Below are 20,077 nucleotides of genomic sequence, written 5' to 3'. Positions count from 1 at the left end.
TTGAAATGTGCGATTGCGATCTATTGTCCGTAATGGCGTTTATAAGAAGCCAAAAATAAGTTTTCGACTTGTTTTTGGATTTTTTTTGCTTAAAATTGGGATTTTACCGCAATTGTAATCAAATTGTAACATTTCAGTTCGCGAGATTTATAAGGAGGGTGAACAGCTTGGCAGAAGACTTGAAGGTCAACACACCGCAAGCAATGGCCGGTAACGTTGTTAAGTACGGGAAACATAGAACCCGGCGGAGTTACGCCAGAATCAAGAAGGTCTTAGACCTCCCCAACTTGATTGAGGTGCAAACCGATTCTTACAACTGGTTCTTAGACGAAGGGCTCCGTGAGATGTTTAAAGACATCATGCCGATTGACGACTTCCAAGGGAAGTTATCGTTAGACTTCGTTGATTACCAACTGTTGGAACCGAAGTACACGGTTGCGGAAGCACGGGCTCACGAAGTTAACTACTCCGCTCCCCTGCACGTGACCCTCAAACTAACTAATCATGAAACCGGGGAAATCAAGACCCAAGACGTTTTCTTTGGGGACTTGCCCCTGATGACTGACCAGGGAACCTTCATTATTAATGGAGCAGAACGAGTAATTGTTTCGCAATTAGTTCGCTCTCCTGGGGCTTACTACCACAAGGAACTGGATAAAAACGGTCGTGAAATTTACAGTGCCACGGTGATTCCTAACCGGGGGGCTTGGATGGAATTTGCGACGGATGCCAAAAACATTTCGTACATCCGGATTGACCGGACGCGAAAGCTACCGATCACTGAATTAGTGCGGGCGCTCGGGTTTGGTTCTGATGACGAAATTACCGAAATCTTTGGTTCCACGAGTGATACTTTGAACCTAACCTTGGAAAAGGACGTTCACAAGGATGCCAGCGATTCCCGGGTTGAAGAAGCACTGAAGGACATCTACGAACGGTTGCGTCCCGGGGAACCGAAGACGGCTGAATCCTCGCGGAACCTGTTAACGACTCGTTTCTTTGATCCTAAGCGGTATGACATGGCACCCGTGGGTCGGTACAAGACCAACGAAAAGTTGAGCCTAAAGAACCGCTTGATGGGAGCTGCGTTAGCAGAAACCCTCGCGGATCCAGATACGGGTGAAATTATCGCCAACAAGGGTGACATCGTGGAAAAGGAACTCATGAAGCAACTGGCTCCATACTTGGATCGCCCTGACTTCAAGGCCTACACGTTTACCCCGGCTGCCGAAGCAGTTGTAACGGACCCCGTAACGGTTCAAATCATTAAGGTTTATTCCAATGCGGATCCTGAAAAAGTGGTTCCCGTAGTTGGCAATGACAACATTAGCTTGGATTACAAGCACATTACCCCAGCTGACATGCTAGCCCAGGTGAACTACTTCTTTAACCTGCAAGAAGGGCTCGGCTCAGTTGATGACATCGACCACTTGAGCAACCGACGAGTTCGTTCGGTGGGCGAATTGTTGCAAAATCAATTCCGGATCGGGTTATCCCGAATGGAACGGGTGGTCCGGGAACGGATGTCAATTCAAGATACGGCCACGGTAACGCCCCAACAACTGATTAACATTCGGCCGGTGGTAGCCTCTGTAAAGGAATTCTTTGGTTCTTCGCAACTATCTCAGTTCATGGACCAAACGAACCCGTTAGGGGAATTGACCCATAAACGGCGGCTTTCCGCCCTAGGGCCGGGGGGAATCACCCGGGACCGGGCTGGGTACGAAGTTCGAGACGTTAACTATACCCACTACGGCCGGATTTGTCCGATTGAAACGCCCGAAGGTCCAAACATTGGGTTGATTAACTCCTTCTCTGGATACGCGCGGGTTAATAAGTACGGCTTTATTGAATCACCATACCGGCGGGTGGATTGGAATACCCACAAGGTAACCGACAAGATTGATTACCTGACGGCCGGCGACGAAGATAAATACGTGATTGCCCAGGCCAACTCGCCGTTGAATCCCGACGGTTCCTTCCGCGATCACGAAGTAATGGCACGGGATAAGTCCGAATACGTGGAAGCCAACACCGATGACGTTGACTACATGGACGTTTCGCCTAAGCAAGTGGTTTCCGTGGCTACGGCATGTATTCCGTTCTTGGAAAACGATGACTCCAACCGGGCCCTGATGGGTTCTAACATGCAACGGCAAGCGGTTCCATTGTTAAATCCACACGCTCCTCTAGTGGGAACGGGAATGGAATACAAGACAGCCCATGACTCGGGAGTCGCTAAGATTGCGAAGTACCCGGGAACGGTGGAATACGTTGATGCACGTGAAATCAAGATTCGGCGCGACAACGGCACGTTAGATACCTACGAACTCACAAAGTTCATGCGTTCTAACAACGGAATGAACTACAACCAAACGCCAATCGTCAAAACTGGTGATCACGTTGATGCTGACGAAATCATCGCCGACGGACCAGCCATGGAAAATGGCGAATTGGCCTTGGGTCAAAACCCAACGGTGGCCTTCATGACCTGGCAGGGTTACAACTTCGAAGATGCCATCGCGATTAGCGAAAAACTCGTTAAAGAAGATGCTTACACTTCGATTCACATTGAAGAGTACGAATCAGAAACGCGTGACACCAAGTTAGGACCTGAGGAAATGACCCGCGAAATTCCGAACGTGGGCGAGGACGCCTTAAAGGACCTCGACGAAAATGGGATTGTCCGGATTGGGGCAGAAGTTCATGACGGAGACATCCTGGTCGGAAAGGTGACTCCAAAGGGAATGACGGAATTATCTTCTGAAGAACGGCTCTTACACGCCATCTTCGGAGAAAAATCACGGGAAGTTCGTGATACTTCCTTGCGGGTGCCGCACGGTGCCGACGGGGTGGTTCAAGACGTAAAGGTCTTCTCGCGTGAAAACGGGGACGAACTCCAACCGGGCGTTAACAAGATGGTCCGGGTTTACATTGCCCAAAAACGGAAGTTGCAAGTCGGAGACAAGATGGCCGGTAAGCACGGAAACAAGGGGACGGTGTCCATCGTGGTTCCAGAAGAAGACATGCCATACATGCCGGATGGAACTCCAGTTGACATTCTACTGAGTCCCATGGGAGTTCCATCGCGAATGAACATTGGTCAGGTGCTAGAAATGCACCTCGGAATGGCAGCGAAGAAACTGGGAATTCACGTTTCCTCACCAGTCTTTGATGGGGCAACCAGTGCCGACGTTTGGGACGCGGTTCGCGAAGCCGGCATGTCCCACGACGGTAAGACGATCCTGTACGACGGTCGGACGGGAGAACCATTTGATAAGCCAGTCGCCGTGGGGGTCATGGGTTACCTGAAGCTGAACCATATGTCAGAAGACAAGATTCACGCTCGTTCCATTGGACCGTACTCCTTGGTTACGCAACAACCACTGGGTGGAAAAGCTCAGTTTGGGGGTCAGCGGTTCGGTGAAATGGAAGTTTGGGCCCTGGAAGCATACGGGGCTGCGCACACCCTCCAAGAAATTTTGACTTACAAGTCCGATGACGTGGTGGGCCGGGTTAAAACCTACGAAGCCATCGTGAAGGGGGATCCAATTCCCAAACCCGGAGTTCCGGAATCCTTCCGGGTACTTGTCAAAGAATTGCAAGCCCTTGGATTAGACATGAAGGTGTTAGGAGCTAACCACCAACCAATCGATCTCCGTGATATGGATGAAGACGATGAAGTTGTCAACGTAAACGCTTTAAACAAGGTGGCGCACGAACAAGCTGCCAAACAAACCGAAGCCGAACCAGAAGCCAGTCACGCCGCTAGCCCTGATGACGCTGAGCAACAAGATCAGTAAAACTGAGTAAGGAGGGAATGCCAATGGTTGATGTCAACAAATTTAAGAGCATGCAAGTTGGTTTAGCCGCTCCAGAGACCATTCGTAGTTGGTCCTTTGGAGAAGTGAAAAAACCAGAAACCATTAACTACCGGACGCTGAAACCTGAAAAAGACGGATTATTCGACGAACGGATCTTTGGACCAACCAAGGACTGGAAATGTGCCTGTGGCAAGTACAAAGGGATCCGGTACAAGGGAATTGTCTGTGATCGGTGTGGAGTAGAAGTGACGCGGGCTAAGGTTCGGCGTGAACGCATGGGTCACATCGAATTAGCTGCTCCGGTAACCCACATTTGGTATTACAAGGGAATCCCAAGTCGGATGGGGCTAGTGTTGGACATGAGCCCCCGGTCGCTGGAAGAAGTCATTTACTTTGCGGCTTACGTAGTGACCGATCCCGGCAACACCCCGATGGAAAAGAAACAACTCCTGACGGAACAAGAATACCGGGACAAAAAGCGGGAATACGGCAACCGGTTCCATGCTGAAATCGGAGCCGAAGCCATTCGGACGTTGCTCGATGACGTGGACCTCGAAAAAGAGGTCACCGAGTTAAAGGCGGAACTGAAGTCCGCAACCGGCCAAAAACGGACCCGCGCCATTCGCCGTTTAGACATTCTGGAAGCCTTTTTGACGTCTGGAAACGAACTGGCGTGGATGGTTATGGATGCTATTCCCGTGATGCCACCTGACTTACGGCCGATGGTACAACTCGAAGGGGGTCGGTTTGCAACCTCCGATTTAAACGACTTGTACCGGCGGGTCATTAACCGGAACAACCGGTTGAAACGCCTGCTAGATTTGCACGCCCCCGGCATTATCGTCCAAAACGAAAAGCGGATGCTCCAAGAAGCCGTTGATGCGTTGATCGATAACGGGCGGCGTGGTCGTCCGGTCGCTGGTCCAGGAAATCGGCCACTGAAGTCCTTGTCGCACCTCTTGAAGGGGAAGCAAGGGCGATTCCGGCAAAACTTACTGGGAAAACGGGTCGACTACTCTGGTCGTTCCGTAATCGACGTGGGACCGTGGCTGAAGTTAAGTCAAATGGGACTGCCAGTTTCCATGGCACTCGAACTGTTCAAACCATTCATCATGCATGAACTGGTGGAACGGGGCTTAGCTTCCAACGTTAAGAACGCAAAACGGGAAATCGAACGTAAGGATGACGTTGTCTTTGACGTTCTGCCTGACGTAATTAAAGAACACCCCGTTCTCTTGAACCGGGCCCCAACGCTGCACCGGTTAGGAATTCAAGCCTTTGAACCGGTGCTGGTAAGTGGGAAGTCAATGCGGTTGCATCCCCTAGTTTGTGCCGCTTACAACGCCGACTTTGATGGAGACCAGATGGCCATCCACGTGCCGTTATCTGACGAAGCCCAAGCAGAATCACGGCTCTTGATGGCAGCTGCCGGGCACATTTTGGCACCTAAGGACGGAAAACCAGTGGTGGCCCCATCCCAAGATATGGTAATTGGGAACTACTACCTGACGATGGAAGAAGCCGGTCGGGAAGGTGAAGGCATGATCTTCAACGACCCAGACGAAGTGGAATTGGCTTACCGCGACGGTTTGGTTCACTGGCACAGTCGGATCGGGATTCCGGCCGCTGCTTATCCAGATAAACCCTTTACGGATGACCAACAGGATAAGATCATGGTGACGTCCGTCGGTAAAGTGGTTTTCAACAAGATTTTACCGAAGGCCTTTACCTACCTGAACGAACCAACGGAAACGAACTTACATGGTTACGTTCCGGATAACTACTTCTTGGAACCCGGCGAAAACATTCACGAGTACATTGACAATGCTGAACTGGTGAAACCCTTCAAGAAGAGCTTTTTATCAGACATCATTGCCGAAGTTTACAACCAGTACAAGGTGACAGAAACCTCTGAATTGCTGGACCGGATCAAGGATCTCGGAAACGATGAATCCACGAAGTCCGGGTTGACGGTCGGAATGGCCGACATCATGAACCTGCGTGAAAAGCCCGAAGTTGTCGCAGCTGCGCACAAAAAGGTGGACACGATTACGAAGCAATTCCGGCGGGGACTGATTACCGATCAAGAACGCTACGAACGGGTTGTGAACGTCTGGAACGATGCGCGGGATGAAATCCAAGATCAACTGATGAAGAACTTCGATCCAGAAAATCCAATCTTTATGATGAGCGATTCAGGAGCCCGGGGAAACATCTCTAACTTTACGCAGTTAGCCGGAATGCGGGGCTTGATGGCTTCTCCGGATGGAAAAATCATGGAGCTGCCGATTACCTCGAACTTCCGGGAAGGAATGTCCGTGTTGGAAATGTTCATTTCAACCCACGGGGCCCGGAAAGGGATGACCGATACGGCCTTGAAGACGGCCAACTCAGGGTACTTAACCCGGCGGTTGGTTGACGTGGCTCAAGACGTCATCATTCGGGAAAAAGATTGTGGGACCGACCGTGGTTTGACCGTAACGGCCATTAAAGAGGGGAACGAAATGATTGAACCCCTCTATGACCGGATTCTCGGTCGGAATGCCATGAAGACGGTCAAAAACCCGCAAACGGGAGCAATAATTGTGCGTCCGAACGACATGATTGACGACAAGAAGGCGCAAGAAATTGTTGATGCCGGAATTGAAGCCGTTGAAATTCGGTCGGCCTTCACTTGTAATACTGCCCACGGGGTTTGTGAACGTTGTTACGGGCAAAACCTCGCCACTGGTGATGAGGTTGAAGTTGGAGAAGCAGTCGGAACGGTGGCTGCCCAATCAATCGGGGAACCCGGAACGCAGTTAACCTTGCGGACTTTCCATACGGGAGGGGTTGCAAGTAACACTGATATTACCCAGGGGCTGCCCCGGGTTCAAGAAATCTTTGAGGCTCGGAATCCAAAAGGGAAGTCAACCATCAGTGAAGTAACTGGGGTGGTTGAATTAATCGAAGAGGATCCGGCTGAAGGGGTTAAGGAAATCACGATCCAAGGAAAAGCCGATACCAGAAAGTACAAGGTTCCATTGACAGCACGGATGCGCGTTGCTGAGGGTGACACGGTCCGCCGGGGAGAAGCCTTGAACGAAGGTTCGATTGATCCAAAGGAACTGTTGAAGATTCGGGATACCCTGTCAACGGAAACCTACCTCCTGACGGCCGTGCAAGAAGTGTACCGGCGTCAAGGGGTGGAAGTGAACGATAAGCATGCCGAAATCATGGTGCGGCAGATGTTACGGAAGGTGCGGGTCATGGATCCGGGCGACACTGACATTCTGCCAGGGACTTTGATTGACATTGATGATTTCAAGGAACAAAACCGGGATGCCGTGATGACTGGAAAAGTACCAGCCACGGCTCGCCCAGTGCTACTAGGAATCACCAAGGCAGCGCTCGAAACGAACAGTTTCCTCTCCGCTGCTTCCTTCCAAGAAACCACGCGGGTCTTGACCGATGCTGCCATTCGGGGCAAGGTCGATCCGTTGATTGGACTGAAAGAGAACGTGATTATCGGGAAGTTGTTACCAGCTGGAACGGGTGTTCATGAATATGAAGACATCGAACCAGAAGAACTGGGGCAAGCAACTGACCAAGAGGTTCCCGCCGCTTCTGATCCAACGGCGAACGTGGATCACGACGACGCACCTGAATAAAAACTGGAACTGAAAAAGGACGATTACAGCATGTAATCGTCCTTTTTTCTTTTTACTCTATATTCTGAATTAGTCGGCAAACGTCACCGTTTGCTCGGCTAACGAGGCAATTTGGGCCAGGGAAACGACCGGATAGCCGTGCTCTCGCAGATAGGCCCCACCTGATTGAAAGGTCTTTTCAATCACGATGCCGATCCCACCCACGTTGGCTCCAGCGGTCTCCGTGATCGTGATTAACCCCTTCGTGGCTTCACCGTTAGCTAAAAAGTCGTCAATGATTAACACCCGGTCGGTTTGCTGCAAAAAGGGCTTTTCAATGTAGATGTGGTTGGTTGTGTGCTTCGTGTAGGAGTACACTTCCGCACTATAGACGTCGTCTTTCACCACTAACGACTTACTTTTTCGGGCGAACACGACCGGGAGGTGCATAGCCAGTCCGGTCATGACCGCAGGTGCAATTCCCGAGGCTTCCACGGTCAACACCTTCGTGATTCCGGCGGTTTTAAACGCTTCGGCAAAGGTAGTACCGATTTGTTGCATCAGTTGCGGATCGATTTGGTGGTTTAAAAAGGAGTTGACCTTCAAGATGTTACCCGGTAAAACGGTTCCCTGTGTTTCAATGGCATGTTTAAGTGCTTCCATAATGTTCCCCCTAAATAAAAAGCCCATGGTGAGCGTGGTACCTTCCCACTGATAGTTGCGAATTGCGGTTCAAATTAGAAACGGTCAGCCGCTGCTGACCATAGATAAGTAGTTGGCTTTGCTGTTTATCTTACGCTGAATTACAAGGGGAAGCAACTAGCCCCAGCCAACACCAGCAGGGTACTAACAAATAAGACTGGTAAGAACGGCAGGGTCCGCTGGCGTCGCCACGCGAGTAATCCTAGGCCACCGAGGGCCGCGCCCAACACGATCAGGCACCAGGTTGAGAGCGGAAAAACGAGTAACAATAACCACAACACGTCGAGGTCGCCGTTGCCTAACCAGTGTTCGTGTCGGTTCATAATTAACAAGCAGAGGTACCCGCTGCTGATGACCAGGCAGACCAGTTGCGAGTGAATGGTAACTAGTAACCCCAGACCAACCAGGGGAATGAGACCCCAGCCCGGAAAGCACCGGCAGGTGGCGTCAAAGGTACTTAAAAGTTGCAAGCCCAGTAAGAAGGCTAACCAACTGACGTTCGCCCAACTAGTCGGCGGGCTAAGCAGTACGCAACTGCCGGCGGTTAGTTCCCAACCGAGCAGGTGAACTGGTAGCCGCACGTGACAGGTGCGACAGTGGCCCCGTTGCCAAATGAAACTCACCAGGGGAAGCAGTTCCCACCAGCGTAGTTGCTGCCCGCAGGTCTGACAGTAGGAGCGCCCCCGCCAAAACGGCTTCCCCGCGCCCATCCTTGTTCCCACTACGGTTAAAAATGAGCCCCAGCAACAGCCCCAATAAAACCAAATTAATCCCATCCAACTCCTCCTTTAACTAAGGAGAAATACGTAAGCGCGGTTGACAGGAGCAAGAGAGCGTGGTAAGCTACTCATTGTGCTTATCTTAAGTTAAGTTATTTTATCCAAAAAATGGTCCGCCTGGATGTGTGGACTTACAACTCAAATTTTACGAAAGGAGGACTTTTTAGATGCCTACCATTAACCAATTAGTTAGAAAAGGTCGTAAATCTAGAAGTTCTAAATCAAAGTCGCCAGCCCTTGGCTTCGGCTACAACAGTTACAAGAAGAAACCAACGCGAAATGCCTCACCACAAAAACGGGGAGTTGCTACTCGTGTGGGAACGATGACACCAAAGAAGCCTAACTCGGCCTTGCGGAAGTACGCTCGTGTGCGGCTTTCCAACTTGTACGAAGTAACGGCTTACATTCCTGGAATTGGTCACAACTTACAAGAACACAGTGTGGTCTTAATCCGTGGTGGTCGGGTTAAGGATTTACCTGGGGTTCGTTACCACGTTATCCGTGGTGCGCTTGATACTGCCGGAGTTCAAGATCGTCGTCAAGGACGTTCGAAGTACGGTACGAAGCGGCCGAAGGACAAGAAATAAATCGACTAATTGAGGAGGACCTTTAGATGCCTAGAAAAGGAAAAGTTCAACAACGCGAAATCCTTCCTGATCCAATCTATAACTCAAAGTTGGTTTCGAAGTTAATCAACCACTTGATGTTAGATGGTAAGCGAGGAACTGCATCAGAAATTTTATACGGTGCATTTGAAGAAATCAAAGACCAAACTGGTAACGATCCAGTGGAAGTTTTTGAAGAAGCAATGAAAAACGTAATGCCAGTGCTGGAAGTTAAGGCACGGCGGGTTGGTGGATCAAACTACCAAGTTCCGATCGAAGTTCGGCCCAACCGGAGAACTACTTTAGGGTTACGTTGGATTGTTAGCTACGCCCGGTTACGTGGGGAACACACCATGACGGACCGGCTTGCAAAAGAAATTATCGATGCTTCAAACAACACTGGAGCAGCAGTGAAGAAACGGGAAGATACTCACAAAATGGCCGAAGCCAACCGGGCTTTCGCTCATTACCGTTGGTAAGCAGCTGCTGATTACAGATTGGCAAGGTGAGGTGGCTAATTATTTAGCCACTTTTTTCGAATGATTAGAAAATAAAGGAGTTTAACATGGCTAACAAACGTGCATTTCCGTTAGACAAAACCCGTAACATCGGGATCGTGGCCCACATCGATGCTGGGAAAACCACGACGACTGAACGGGTACTTTACTACACGGGTCGGATCCACAAAATTGGTGAAACTCATGATGGAGCTTCCCAAATGGATTTCATGGAAGAAGAAAAAGAACGGGGAATCACCATCCAATCAGCCGCTACGACGGCCGAATGGAAAGGCTACCGAGTTAACATCATCGATACTCCCGGACACGTGGACTTCACGGCCGAAGTGGAACGTTCCCTCCGGGTGCTTGATGGTGGAATCGTGGTAATGGATGGTGAAGCCGGAGTAGAACCCCAAACTGAAACGGTTTGGCGGCAATGTTCGGACTTTAGTGTTCCCCGGATTGTGTTCATCAACAAGATGGATAAAATGGGAGCCGACTTTGACTGGTCCGTGCAAACCATTAAAGACCGGTTACACGCTAACGCCGTGCCGGTGCAAGTTCCGATTGGGGCTGAAGCCGACTTCGCTGGGGTTATTGACCTTGTGAAGATGAAGGCTTACATCTATGACGAAGATAAAGAAGGGGAAAACTGGGATACGGTTGAGATTCCAGCTGACTACCAAGCAAAGGCCCAAGCTGCTCGCGAAAGCATGATTGAAGCCGTTGCCGACGTTGATGATGACGTAATGGGTAAATTCTTAGAAGGTGAAGAACTAACCGAAGAAGACATCAAAGGTGGAATTCGGCGAGCCACTTTGAACTTGGAATTGTACCCAGTTTACGCTGGATCAGCTTACAAGAACAAAGGGGTGCAAATGATGATGGACGGTGTGATTGACTACCTGCCATCTCCACTAGAAGTTCGTCCTTACATGGCTACTGATCCCGAAAATGACGATGCCCAAGTAGAAGTTCGCGCTGACGATAACGGTGACTTCGCGGCCTTGGCCTTCAAGATCATGACGGACCCTTACGTTGGTCGGTTGACCTTTATCCGGGTTTACCGGGGAACGTTGGAATCTGGTTCGTACATCTTGAACGCTACCAAGGGCAAACGCGAACGGGCCGGTCGGTTGGTGCAAATGCACTCTGACCAACGCCAAGAAATCCCAGAAGTCTTCTCTGGTGATATCGCCGCTACGATTGGGTTGAAGAACACCACGACCGGGGACTCCTTGACGGACCAAGATCACCCGTTGATTCTGGAATCAATGGAATTCCCAGAACCAGTGATCCAAGTGTCCATCGAACCAAAGACCAAGGCCGACCAAAACAAGATGAACACGGCCTTACAAAAACTATCTGAAGAAGATCCAACCTTCCAAGCAAATACTGACCAAGAAACGGGTCAAACAATCATTGCCGGAATGGGTGAGTTACAGTTGAACATCATCATCGAACGGATGCGCCGTGAATTTGGCGTGGACGCTTCGATCGGGGCTCCTCAAGTTGCGTACCGGGAAGCCTTCAGCAAGCAAGTTAGTGCCGAAGGTAAGTTCGTACGGCAATCTGGTGGTAAAGGTCAATATGGTGACGTTTACATCGAATTCACGCCCAGTGCTGAAGGAGAAGGCTTCTCCTTTGAAGACGCCATCGTTGGTGGGGTTGTGCCTCGTGAATACATTCCATCTGTTGAACAAGGTTTAAAAGAAGCCATGGAAAACGGGGTTCTAGCCGGATACCCATTGATTGACTTGAAAGCCAAGTTATACGATGGTAGTTACCATGATGTCGATTCTAGTGAAGCAGCCTTCAAGATTGCCGCTTCATTAGCCCTCAGAGAAGCAGCTAAGAAAGCTGATCCTAAGATTTTGGAACCAATCATGAAGGTTGATATCCGGGTTCCAGAAGAATACATGGGTGACGTCATGGGTCAAGTTACCGCTCGGCGGGGGAACATCGAAGGAATGGAAGCTCGTGATGGGGCCGAAGACATTCACGCCATGGTTCCATTGGCAGAAATGTTTGGATACGTAACGGACCTGCGTTCGGCTACTCAAGGTCGGGGAACGTTTACGATGTCATTTGACCACTACACGGCCGTTCCAAAGAACATTCAAGAAGATATTATTAAACAAAACGGTGGCGAAGCCTAAGCGGGCTTTGTCTCCTACCAAAAAAGTTTTGCTGGCAATTTGCTGGCAAAACTTTTTTGCTTTCTTCGGCGAAAACCCTTGAAAGATCAGCGTTTATCAAGTAAGATGGAATAGTGCTTAAATTATGGGGGACAGTGTGCCCTAAATTGAGCGGATAGCGTTGATGTAGAAGGTTGCGGCACACCCGGCCGCTTTGCCATGGCAGGGACGCCGGTAATTTCTACGGAGTTAGTCAATTTTTGGAAAATAGACGAAGGAGGGATAATTATGGCAAAAGAAAAAATTCGTATCCGGTTGAAAGCTTACGAACACCGCAGTTTAGATCAAGCTGCTGACAAGATTGTAGCAACGGCACAAAGAACTGGGGCCAACATTGCTGGTCCAATTCCACTGCCAACGGAAAGAGCTTTATACACTGTGTTAGCATCACCATTTAAATACAGTAAGGCGCAGGAACAATTCGAAATGTTAACCCACAAGCGGTTAATTGATATTTTGAACCCCACTCCAAAGACGGTCGACTCATTAATGAAGTTAGACTTGCCTAGTGGTGTGGATATCGAAATCAAACTTTAATTTAATTACAAAATATTGGAGGTGTACTCATGACCAAAAAAGGAATCTTAGGGAAAAAGGTCGGCATGACGCAAGTGTTTGCTGACAACGGTGAGCTGGTACCAGTAACTGTTGTTGATGTAACGCCGAACGTTGTTTTACAAGTTAAAAACAACGAAACGGACGGTTACGAAGCAATCCAACTTGGGTTTGACGACAAACGTTCAGTATTAAGCAACAAGCCTGAACAAGGTCATGTTAAAAAGGCAAATACTACTCCTAAGCGCTTCATTCGTGAAATCAGCGATGTCGACTTGGGAGACTACAAAGTTGGTGACGAAGTTAAGGCTGACACCTTTGCAACTGGTGACATCGTTGACGTTACGGGTACTACTAAAGGTCATGGTTACCAAGGTAACATCCACAAAGATGGTCAACGCCGTGGACCGGCTACGCACGGTTCCCGTTACCACCGTCGCCCTGGTTCATTAGGGGTTATCATTAACCGCGTGGTTAAAGGCATGAAATTACCTGGTCGGATGGGTAACAAAACGGTTACCATCCAAAACCTTGAAATCGTTAAGGCTGACGTTGAAAACAACGTCTTATTGATCAAAGGAAATGTTCCAGGTGCTAACAAAACCCTAGTAACTGTTCGGACAGCTGCTAGCGAATCAAGAAAATAAAGAAAGGAGGAACCGTAAATGACAAGCGTATCATTATATAAACAAGATGGAAGTAAAAATGGTGAAGTGGAATTAAACGAAGCCATTTTCAACATTGAACCCAACGAAGCCGTTGTCTTCGACACAGTGGTAATGCAACGCGCTTCCCTCCGCCAAGGAACCAACGGAACTAAGTCCAGAGGTCAAGTTCGTGGTGGTGGAAAGAAACCATGGAGACAAAAGGGAACGGGACGTGCGCGTCAAGGTTCAATTCGGTCACCACAATGGGTTGGTGGAGGAGTTGTCTTCGGGCCACAAGCTCGTTCATACAGCTACCACTTACCAAAGAAGGTTACGAGATTAGCTGTTAAATCAGTACTCTCTGAAAAAGTTGCTAACGGTGATTTACTCGTGGTTGATTCTCTCAGCTTTGATGCACCAAAGACGAAGGAATTTGCTAACCTGTTGAAGAATCTTGATGCAGCTACGAAAACGCTAGTAGTTTTGGAAGACGGTAACGACAATGCAGCTCGTTCAGCACGCAACCTTGATAACGTTAAAGTTATTAGTGGTAAAGGGGTTAACGCCTTAGACGTCTTGAACAGTCAAAAAGTTATTATTACCAAAGCTGCTCTTTCTCAAGTAGAGGAGGTGCTCGCATAATGGATGCACGAGATATTATTTTACGTCCGGTTATCACCGAAGCTTCAACCGACCGGATGGATGAAAAGAAGTACACATTTGATGTTGATTTACGAGCAAACAAAAACCAAGTTCGCGACGCAGTTGCAGAAATCTTCGGCGTTAAGGTTAAAAAAGTGAACTTGATGAACGTGCGCGGGAAAGAAAAACGGCAAGGTCGTTACGTTGGTTTTACCAAGAAACGAAAGAAAGCAATCGTAACGCTCACCAACGATTCAGACGAAATCAAATTATTCTCTGAAGAATAACTCATAGAATAGGAGGGAAACAACGTGGCTTTAAAGAAATATAAACCAACCACTAACGGTCGGCGGAATATGACGAGCATTGACTACAGCCAAATTACGACGAACAAGCCGGAAAAGAGCTTAGTTGCTGCGAACTCCAAGACTGCTGGTCGAAACAACTCCGGTCGCATGACTGTCCGTCACCGTGGTGGTGGAAACAAACACAAGTACCGGGTGATTGATTTCAAACGGAACCATGATGATGTGCCAGCAACTGTAAAGACGATCGAATACGATCCTAACCGGAGCGCTAACATTGCGTTAGTTGTTTACGAAGATGGGATTAAAGCTTACATCTTAGCTCCTAAGGGCTTGAAGGTCGGCGATGTTGTCGAATCTGGAAAAGATGTTGACATTAAGATCGGAAACACGTTGGCATTACAAGATATTCCAGTGGGTAGTACCATTCACAATATCGAATTAAAACCTGGTAAGGGGGGTCAATTGGCTCGTTCTGCTGGAAACTCGGCTCAATTATTGAGTAACGAACCTGGTAGCAAGTACTCCTTGGTTAAATTACCTTCTGGGGAAGTTCGGATGATTCTGTCCGTTTGTCGTGCCACGATTGGAACGGTTGGAAACGAAGAACATTCCTTGATCAACTGGGGGAAAGCCGGACGGACTCGTTACCGTGGTCAACGGCCTCACGTTCGTGGATCAGTAATGAACCCGAATGATCACCCCCATGGTGGTGGGGAAGGGAAAGCCCCAATCGGTTACCCATCTCCATTATCTCCATGGCATAAAAAGACTGCTGGGAAGAAAACCCGGAAGAAGACTGCACGTTCAAGCAAGTTTATTGTACGTCGTCGTAAAGGCTCCAAGATGTAAGCTAATTGCAGCTTGAGCACCATCAGTACATGAAGAGGAGGTTTCATTAATGAGTCGTAGTTTAAAGAAGGGACCATTTGCCGACCAATCGCTCTTAAAGAAGATTGACGCGCAAAAAGACCAAGAAAAGAAAACGGTTATCAAGACTTGGTCACGTCGTTCGACGATTTTCCCAAGTTTCATTGGATACACTATCTCAGTTTACAACGGTAGACATCATGTCCCAGTGTTCATCCAAGAAGACATGGTAGGCCACAAACTTGGTGAATTCGTACCAACTCGGACATTCCACGGTCACGGAAATACCGACAAAAAAACTGTATAACAAGGAGGATATCTAATGGCTGAACAAGTTACATCAGCAAAAGCAATCGCTAAAACTGTTCGCATTGCCCCTCGTAAGGTCCGCCTTGTTTTAGATCTTATTAGAGGCAAGCAGGTTGCAGAAGCAACTTCAATCTTGAAGTTCACTCCCCGCGGGGCATCTCCCGTTGTGGAAAAAGTGTTACGCTCTGCCGTTGCTAACGCAGAAAACAACTTTGATCTTGACGGTCAAACCTTGGTTGTAAGCGAAGCTTATGCCGACGAAGGACCAACCTTAAAACGGTTCCGTCCCCGGGCAAAAGGTTCTGCTTCTCCCATTAACAAACGTACTAGTCACATCACAATCGTAGTATCAGAACAAAAGGAGGGATAGAACATGGGTCAAAAAATTAATCCGAATGGTTTACGAATTGGTGTTACCCGTGGTTGGCAAGCACAATGGTTTGCAAATGACGATAAATTCGCTTCATACTTAAATGAAGATTTGAAGATTCGTGGCTACCTCGAAAAACGCTTAGCGGACGCTTCCGTATCAGAAATTGATATCGAGCGGGCTGCGAAACGGGTTAACATCTCAATTCACACTGCTAAGCCTGGGATGGTTATTGGTAAGGGTGGATCAGAAGTTGAAAGCTTACGGCAAGCCTTGAACAAGTTAACTGGTCGCCGCGTGCACATCAACATCGTGGAAATCAAGAAGCCAGATCTCGAAGCTGACTTAGTTGGCGAAAATATTGCTCGTCAACTAGAAGGTCGGGTAGCATTCCGTCGGGCCATGCGCCAAGCAATGAAGGGTGTAATGCGGGCTGGGGCCACTGGAGTTAAAACGCAATCAGCTGGCCGGTTAAACGGAGCTGACATGGCTCGGATCGAAAGTTATTCAGAAGGTCGGGTTCCACTGCACACGTTACGTGCTGACATCGACTACTCATGGAACGAAGCCCACACTACTTATGGTTCAATTGGGGTGAAAACTTGGATTAACCGTGGTGAAGTTTTACCTGACAAACCTGAGGAAAATCGTAAGGGAGGTAAGTAAACATGCTTGTACCAAAACGTGTTAAGCACCGTCGTGAACACCGTGGTAAATTACGCGGTCACTCAAAGGGCGGAAATAGCGTTGCTTTCGGTGAATATGGTTTACAAGCCATTGATTCACATTGGATTACTAACAGACAAATTGAAGCTTGCCGAATTGCCATTACTCGTTGCATGAAGCGGGGTGGAAAAGTTTGGATCAAAATTTTCCCCCAAAAGTCATACACGGAAAAGGGTATTGGAGTTCGAATGGGTAAAGGGAAAGGTAGTCCAGCTGGATGGGTTGCTCCCGTTAAGCGCGGTAAGGTCCTTTTCGAAGTGGCCGGTGTTAACGAAGAGACGGCCATTAAAGCCTTGACTTTAGCTTCAAACAAGTTGCCAATTCGTACTAAGATTATTAAACGTGAGGAAGTAGGTGGCGAATCAAATGAAGGCTAAAGAAATTAGTAAGTTAACCACTGACGAAATGCGTGCTAAGGAACAAGATTACAAAAAGGAATTGTTCAATCTTCGGTTTCAATTAGCTACTGGTCAATTGGAAAACACCGCTCGTTTGAGAACGGTCCGGAAGACCATCGCCCGGCTCAAAACAGCTTTGCGGCAAAAGGAATTAAATCAATAAAATCCGAGAAAAGGAGGGTTATGTAGATGAGCGCAGAACGTAATGAACGTAAGAGATACAGAGGTCGAGTTGTTTCTGACAAGATGGACAAAACCATCACGGTTGCCGTTGAAACGACTAAAACACATCCAACTTATGGTAAGCGGATCAAATACACCAAGAAGTACAAAGCACGCGATGAAAACAATCGGGCTAAGATGAACGATATTGTTGAAATCATGGAAACACGGCCATTATCGAAGTCGGTCCACTTCCGTCTCGTTGATGTTGTTGAAGAAGCCGTTATTATCTAGCTTTGTGTCACTTGATCGTATTCTGATTTTAAAGCTGAAGGGAGGACACACTTACTATGATCCAACAAGAAAGTCGTTTGAAGGTTGCCGATAACTCTGGGGCCCGCGAACTTTTAACTATCAAAGTTTTAGGTGGTTCACGAGTTCGTTATGCTGGAATTGGTGACGTAATTGTTGCTACTGTTAAACAAGCAACACCAGGTGGCGTTGTCAAAAAAGGGGACGTGGTCAAAGCAGTGATCGTAAGAACTAAGGCGGTTTCCCGTCGTAACGATGGTTCGTACATTCGCTTTGATGAAAACGCCGCTGTTTTGGTTAACGATGATAAGAGCCCGAAAGGTACCCGTATTTTTGGACCGGTTGCTCGTGAATTACGGAATAACAATTTTATGAAGATCGTTTCATTAGCGCCTGAAGTTCTTTAATCCAATCACAAAAATAAGGAGGTGCCAGATTAATGTTCTTAAAAACTGGTGACAAAGTGCGCGTGATCGCTGGAAAAGACAAGGGAAAAGATGGCAAAATCACCCAAGTCATTGCTGCCGATAACCGCGTAGTTGTTGAAGGAATCAACAAAGTAAAGAAGCATGAAAAGGCTTCGCAAGGAAACCCCCAAGGTGGTGTTTTCGACGTTGAAGCACCGATCAGTGCCTCAAACGTAATGTTGATCGACCCATCAACTAACGAACCAACTCGGGTTGGCATCGAAGTTAAAGATGGTAAAAAAGTTCGTATTTCAAAGAAATCACACAAAGCAATCGACTAACGATTGTCAGTGAAAGGAGGAAACAATTCGCATGTCTACTCGTTTAGAAGAAAGATATAAGAAAGAAATTCTCCCAGCACTAGTAGAAAAATTCAACTATTCATCAATTATGCAAGGACCAAAACTTGAAAAAATTGTTTTGAATATGGGTGTTGGTGATGCAGTAACAAATTCCAAGAACCTAGATGAGGCCGTTAACGAACTAACGTTAATTGCTGGCCAAAAGCCGTTGGTTACGAAAGCTAAGAAATCGATTGCCGCTTTCCGCCTGCGGGAAGGAATGCCAATCGGAGCTAAAGTAACCCTCCGCGGTGACAAAATGTACGCCTTCTTGGACAAATTAATCAACGTTTCCTTACCACGAGTTCGTGACTTCCATGGGGTGCCAAACCGCTCCTTTGATGGTCGGGGGAACTACACGGTGGGAATTAAAGAACAATTGATTTTCCCAGAAATTAACTACGATGACGTTAACCGAGTACGTGGGTTAGATATCGTGCTGGTAACGACCGCTAAAACTGATGAAGAAGGCCACGAATTGCTCAAACAATTTGGAATGCCTTTCGCTAAATAGGAGGTTTTAATTTGGCTAAAAAATCGATGGTAGAAAAGAACAAGCGTCCAGCTAAGTTCTCTACTCAAAACTACACTCGTTGCGAACGTTGTGGTCGACCTCGTGCGGTTTACCAAAAGTTCCACTTATGCCGGGTTTGCTTACGTCAACTTGCCCACCGGGGTCAAATTCCTGGCATGAAGAAAGCTAGTTGGTAGAAAAAACAAACTAAAAGGGAGGTTCCACGCTAATGGCAATGACAGATCCAATTGCAGACTTTTTAACTCGAATTCGGAATGCCAACATGGCACGCCATACTTCAGTTGATGTACCTGCATCTAAAATTAAACGTAATATTGCTGAAATCTTGAAGCGCGAAGGATTTATCAGTCGGGTTGAATACATCGAAGACGATAAACAAGGCGTAATCCGGGTTTTCCTCAAATATGGAAAAAACGACGAACGCGTTATTTCGGGCTTGAAACGAATTTCAAAGCCTGGTTTACGTTCGTATGTTAAATCAGATGATGTTCCTAAGGTCTTGAATGGTTTAGGGATTGCGATCATCTCAACTTCAAACGGAGTTATCACTGACAAAGAAGCTCGCGACAAAAAAGTCGGTGGCGAAGTGTTAGCTTACGTTTGGTAATCATCACAACGGAAATGGAGGTGTTTAACAGATGAGTAGAATTGGTTACAAAACAGTTGAAATCCCAGAAGGGGTTACGGTCACTCAAAACGGTGACCAAGTGACCGTTAAGGGTCCTAAGGGTGAATTAACCCAAACTTTCTCTCCAATGGTGGAAATGAAGGTGAACGGGAACGAAGTTAACTTCGAACCAGCTGGTAAGTACGACAACAAAATGCGCGCCATGCACGGAACTTCCCGTGCGAACTTCAACAACATGGTTGAAGGGGTGGCCAACGGATTTAAGAAGAACCTTAAGTTAGTTGGGGTTGGATACCGGACCCAATTAAAGGGCAAAACCTTAATTTTAAACGTTGGTTACTCCAACCCCGTTGAAGTACCGCTTCCAGAAGACCTTGACGTGCAAGTTCCTGACAACACGACGATTCAAATCGAAGGAATTAACAAACAACACGTTGGTGATTTTGCCGCTAAAGTTCGTGCAATTCGTTCCCCAGAACCTTACAAAGGGAAAGGGATTCGTTACGAAGGCGAACGGATTGTGCTTAAAGAAGGTAAGACTGGTAAGTAGTTTTTAAACAGATAATAGAGGTG

Annotated in this window: 24 protein-coding genes; 22 read left to right on the top strand and 2 right to left on the bottom strand. The window is 47.8% G+C overall.

Going from position 1 to position 20,077, the window contains the following annotated elements; genetic code table 11:
- The first annotated feature begins 203 nt into the window (after positions 1-203).
- Both rpoB and rpoC read left to right on the top strand, forming a co-directional pair.
- Positions 204-3,803: a DNA-directed RNA polymerase subunit beta gene (rpoB, locus tag M8332_RS05275; RefSeq protein ID WP_252780815.1), complete on the top strand. Its 3,600-nt coding sequence runs from the start codon at positions 204-206 to the stop codon at positions 3,801-3,803.
- Positions 3,804-3,826: 23 nt separating this feature from the next.
- Complete coding sequence (gene rpoC / locus M8332_RS05270; protein WP_252779776.1) at positions 3,827-7,474, top strand: DNA-directed RNA polymerase subunit beta'; 3,648 nt, start codon at positions 3,827-3,829, stop codon at positions 7,472-7,474.
- 69 nt (positions 7,475-7,543) lie between these two features.
- On the opposite strand, the gene M8332_RS05265 is transcribed toward rpoC, so the two are convergent.
- Together M8332_RS05265 and M8332_RS05260 are read right to left on the bottom strand one after the other, a co-directional pair.
- Positions 7,544-8,116, bottom strand: a complete 573-nt coding sequence (locus M8332_RS05265) for a xanthine phosphoribosyltransferase (RefSeq protein WP_252779775.1) — start codon at positions 8,114-8,116, stop codon at positions 7,544-7,546.
- 140 nt (positions 8,117-8,256) lie between these two features.
- Positions 8,257-8,931, bottom strand: a complete 675-nt coding sequence (locus M8332_RS05260) for a prepilin peptidase (protein WP_252779774.1) — start codon at positions 8,929-8,931, stop codon at positions 8,257-8,259.
- Positions 8,932-9,101: 170 nt separating this feature from the next.
- Here M8332_RS05260 and rpsL point away from each other — a divergent pair, with 170 nt between their 5' ends.
- The 20 genes from rpsL (at position 9,102) to rplF (ending at position 20,054) form a co-directional block, all read left to right on the top strand.
- A complete protein-coding gene (rpsL, locus tag M8332_RS05255) occupies positions 9,102-9,521 on the top strand; it encodes a 30S ribosomal protein S12 (RefSeq protein WP_252750545.1) in 420 nt (139 codons plus the stop codon).
- A gap of 26 nt (positions 9,522-9,547) precedes the next feature.
- Positions 9,548-10,018, top strand: coding sequence for a 30S ribosomal protein S7 (gene rpsG / locus M8332_RS05250; protein ID WP_252750544.1), 471 nt, complete (start codon positions 9,548-9,550; stop codon positions 10,016-10,018).
- Between the two features lie 86 nt (positions 10,019-10,104).
- Entirely contained in the window at positions 10,105-12,198 is a 2,094-nt protein-coding gene (fusA, locus tag M8332_RS05245) for an elongation factor G (RefSeq protein ID WP_252779772.1), read from the top strand.
- Positions 12,199-12,465: 267 nt separating this feature from the next.
- Positions 12,466-12,774 (top strand): 30S ribosomal protein S10, encoded by a 309-nt coding sequence (gene rpsJ / locus M8332_RS05240; protein ID WP_252779771.1) that lies wholly within the window; start codon positions 12,466-12,468, stop codon positions 12,772-12,774.
- A gap of 29 nt (positions 12,775-12,803) precedes the next feature.
- Positions 12,804-13,439 (top strand): 50S ribosomal protein L3, encoded by a 636-nt coding sequence (gene rplC, locus M8332_RS05235; RefSeq protein ID WP_252779770.1) that lies wholly within the window; start codon positions 12,804-12,806, stop codon positions 13,437-13,439.
- A gap of 18 nt (positions 13,440-13,457) precedes the next feature.
- Positions 13,458-14,081: a 50S ribosomal protein L4 gene (gene rplD, locus M8332_RS05230; protein ID WP_252779769.1), complete on the top strand. Its 624-nt coding sequence runs from the start codon at positions 13,458-13,460 to the stop codon at positions 14,079-14,081.
- Entirely contained in the window at positions 14,081-14,368 is a 288-nt protein-coding gene (gene rplW, locus M8332_RS05225) for a 50S ribosomal protein L23 (protein WP_252750539.1), read from the top strand. Before rplD ends, rplW begins: the two co-directional genes overlap by 1 nt.
- 24 nt (positions 14,369-14,392) lie before the next feature.
- A complete protein-coding gene (rplB, locus tag M8332_RS05220) occupies positions 14,393-15,238 on the top strand; it encodes a 50S ribosomal protein L2 (protein WP_252779768.1) in 846 nt (281 codons plus the stop codon).
- A gap of 49 nt (positions 15,239-15,287) precedes the next feature.
- Positions 15,288-15,563, top strand: coding sequence for a 30S ribosomal protein S19 (gene rpsS, locus M8332_RS05215; protein ID WP_252750537.1), 276 nt, complete (start codon positions 15,288-15,290; stop codon positions 15,561-15,563).
- A 15-nt stretch (positions 15,564-15,578) separates the two neighbouring features.
- Positions 15,579-15,935, top strand: a complete 357-nt coding sequence (gene rplV, locus M8332_RS05210) for a 50S ribosomal protein L22 (RefSeq protein WP_252750536.1) — start codon at positions 15,579-15,581, stop codon at positions 15,933-15,935.
- A gap of 3 nt (positions 15,936-15,938) precedes the next feature.
- Positions 15,939-16,601: a 30S ribosomal protein S3 gene (gene rpsC / locus M8332_RS05205; RefSeq protein WP_252779767.1), complete on the top strand. Its 663-nt coding sequence runs from the start codon at positions 15,939-15,941 to the stop codon at positions 16,599-16,601.
- Between the two features lie 2 nt (positions 16,602-16,603).
- Complete coding sequence (gene rplP / locus M8332_RS05200) at positions 16,604-17,038, top strand: 50S ribosomal protein L16 (RefSeq protein WP_252750534.1); 435 nt, start codon at positions 16,604-16,606, stop codon at positions 17,036-17,038.
- Complete coding sequence (gene rpmC, locus M8332_RS05195) at positions 17,028-17,222, top strand: 50S ribosomal protein L29 (protein WP_252750533.1); 195 nt, start codon at positions 17,028-17,030, stop codon at positions 17,220-17,222. The genes rplP and rpmC overlap by 11 nt, the downstream gene beginning before the upstream one ends.
- A 26-nt stretch (positions 17,223-17,248) precedes the next feature.
- The gene (gene rpsQ / locus M8332_RS05190) at positions 17,249-17,515 is read left to right on the top strand and encodes a 30S ribosomal protein S17 (protein WP_252750532.1); all 267 of its coding nucleotides are present in this window, start codon (positions 17,249-17,251) and stop codon (positions 17,513-17,515) included.
- 56 nt (positions 17,516-17,571) lie between these two features.
- Positions 17,572-17,940 carry a 50S ribosomal protein L14 gene (gene rplN, locus M8332_RS05185; RefSeq protein WP_252750531.1) on the top strand — a complete coding sequence of 123 codons (369 nt, stop codon included), beginning with the start codon at positions 17,572-17,574 and terminating at the stop codon, positions 17,938-17,940.
- 32 nt (positions 17,941-17,972) lie between these two features.
- Positions 17,973-18,281, top strand: a complete 309-nt coding sequence (gene rplX, locus M8332_RS05180) for a 50S ribosomal protein L24 (RefSeq protein WP_252779766.1) — start codon at positions 17,973-17,975, stop codon at positions 18,279-18,281.
- Between the two features lie 31 nt (positions 18,282-18,312).
- Positions 18,313-18,855 carry a 50S ribosomal protein L5 gene (gene rplE / locus M8332_RS05175; protein ID WP_252779765.1) on the top strand — a complete coding sequence of 181 codons (543 nt, stop codon included), beginning with the start codon at positions 18,313-18,315 and terminating at the stop codon, positions 18,853-18,855.
- Between the two features lie 11 nt (positions 18,856-18,866).
- Positions 18,867-19,052: a type Z 30S ribosomal protein S14 gene (locus tag M8332_RS05170; RefSeq protein WP_252750528.1), complete on the top strand. Its 186-nt coding sequence runs from the start codon at positions 18,867-18,869 to the stop codon at positions 19,050-19,052.
- 32 nt (positions 19,053-19,084) lie between these two features.
- Positions 19,085-19,483: a 30S ribosomal protein S8 gene (rpsH, locus tag M8332_RS05165; RefSeq protein ID WP_252750527.1), complete on the top strand. Its 399-nt coding sequence runs from the start codon at positions 19,085-19,087 to the stop codon at positions 19,481-19,483.
- Between the two features lie 31 nt (positions 19,484-19,514).
- Positions 19,515-20,054, top strand: a complete 540-nt coding sequence (rplF, locus tag M8332_RS05160; RefSeq protein WP_252779764.1) for a 50S ribosomal protein L6 — start codon at positions 19,515-19,517, stop codon at positions 20,052-20,054.
- Positions 20,055-20,077: the final 23 nt, after the last annotated feature.

This window comes from Fructilactobacillus ixorae (assembly GCF_024029915.1).
GTDB lineage: Bacteria > Bacillota > Bacilli > Lactobacillales > Lactobacillaceae > Fructilactobacillus > Fructilactobacillus ixorae.
The sequence above is the reverse complement of the archived record's forward strand: the minus strand, read 5'-3'. Positions and strand labels throughout refer to the sequence as shown.

Excerpts from the sequence above, each read along its gene's own strand:
- rpoB (WP_252780815.1), top strand. The coding sequence starts at position 204 with ATGGCCGGTAACGTTGTTAAGTACGGGAAACATAGAACCCGGCGGAGT.
- rpsS (WP_252750537.1), top strand. The coding sequence starts at position 15,288 with ATGAGTCGTAGTTTAAAGAAGGGACCATTTGCCGACCAATCGCTCTTA.
- rpoC (WP_252779776.1), top strand. The coding sequence starts at position 3,827 with ATGGTTGATGTCAACAAATTTAAGAGCATGCAAGTTGGTTTAGCCGCT.
- M8332_RS05260 (WP_252779774.1), bottom strand. The coding sequence starts at position 8,931 with ATGGGATTAATTTGGTTTTATTGGGGCTGTTGCTGGGGCTCATTTTTA.
- rplN (WP_252750531.1), top strand. The coding sequence starts at position 17,572 with ATGATCCAACAAGAAAGTCGTTTGAAGGTTGCCGATAACTCTGGGGCC.
- rpsJ (WP_252779771.1), top strand. The coding sequence starts at position 12,466 with ATGGCAAAAGAAAAAATTCGTATCCGGTTGAAAGCTTACGAACACCGC.
- rplE (WP_252779765.1), top strand. The coding sequence starts at position 18,313 with ATGTCTACTCGTTTAGAAGAAAGATATAAGAAAGAAATTCTCCCAGCA.
- rpmC (WP_252750533.1), top strand. The coding sequence starts at position 17,028 with ATGAAGGCTAAAGAAATTAGTAAGTTAACCACTGACGAAATGCGTGCT.
- rplX (WP_252779766.1), top strand. The coding sequence starts at position 17,973 with ATGTTCTTAAAAACTGGTGACAAAGTGCGCGTGATCGCTGGAAAAGAC.
- rpsG (WP_252750544.1), top strand. The coding sequence starts at position 9,548 with ATGCCTAGAAAAGGAAAAGTTCAACAACGCGAAATCCTTCCTGATCCA.
- rpsH (WP_252750527.1), top strand. The coding sequence starts at position 19,085 with ATGGCAATGACAGATCCAATTGCAGACTTTTTAACTCGAATTCGGAAT.
- rplV (WP_252750536.1), top strand. The coding sequence starts at position 15,579 with ATGGCTGAACAAGTTACATCAGCAAAAGCAATCGCTAAAACTGTTCGC.
- rplW (WP_252750539.1), top strand. The coding sequence starts at position 14,081 with ATGGATGCACGAGATATTATTTTACGTCCGGTTATCACCGAAGCTTCA.
- rpsQ (WP_252750532.1), top strand. The coding sequence starts at position 17,249 with ATGAGCGCAGAACGTAATGAACGTAAGAGATACAGAGGTCGAGTTGTT.
- fusA (WP_252779772.1), top strand. The coding sequence starts at position 10,105 with ATGGCTAACAAACGTGCATTTCCGTTAGACAAAACCCGTAACATCGGG.
- rplP (WP_252750534.1), top strand. The coding sequence starts at position 16,604 with ATGCTTGTACCAAAACGTGTTAAGCACCGTCGTGAACACCGTGGTAAA.
- rpsC (WP_252779767.1), top strand. The coding sequence starts at position 15,939 with ATGGGTCAAAAAATTAATCCGAATGGTTTACGAATTGGTGTTACCCGT.
- rplD (WP_252779769.1), top strand. The coding sequence starts at position 13,458 with ATGACAAGCGTATCATTATATAAACAAGATGGAAGTAAAAATGGTGAA.
- M8332_RS05265 (WP_252779775.1), bottom strand. The coding sequence starts at position 8,116 with ATGGAAGCACTTAAACATGCCATTGAAACACAGGGAACCGTTTTACCG.
- rplC (WP_252779770.1), top strand. The coding sequence starts at position 12,804 with ATGACCAAAAAAGGAATCTTAGGGAAAAAGGTCGGCATGACGCAAGTG.
- rplF (WP_252779764.1), top strand. The coding sequence starts at position 19,515 with ATGAGTAGAATTGGTTACAAAACAGTTGAAATCCCAGAAGGGGTTACG.
- rpsL (WP_252750545.1), top strand. The coding sequence starts at position 9,102 with ATGCCTACCATTAACCAATTAGTTAGAAAAGGTCGTAAATCTAGAAGT.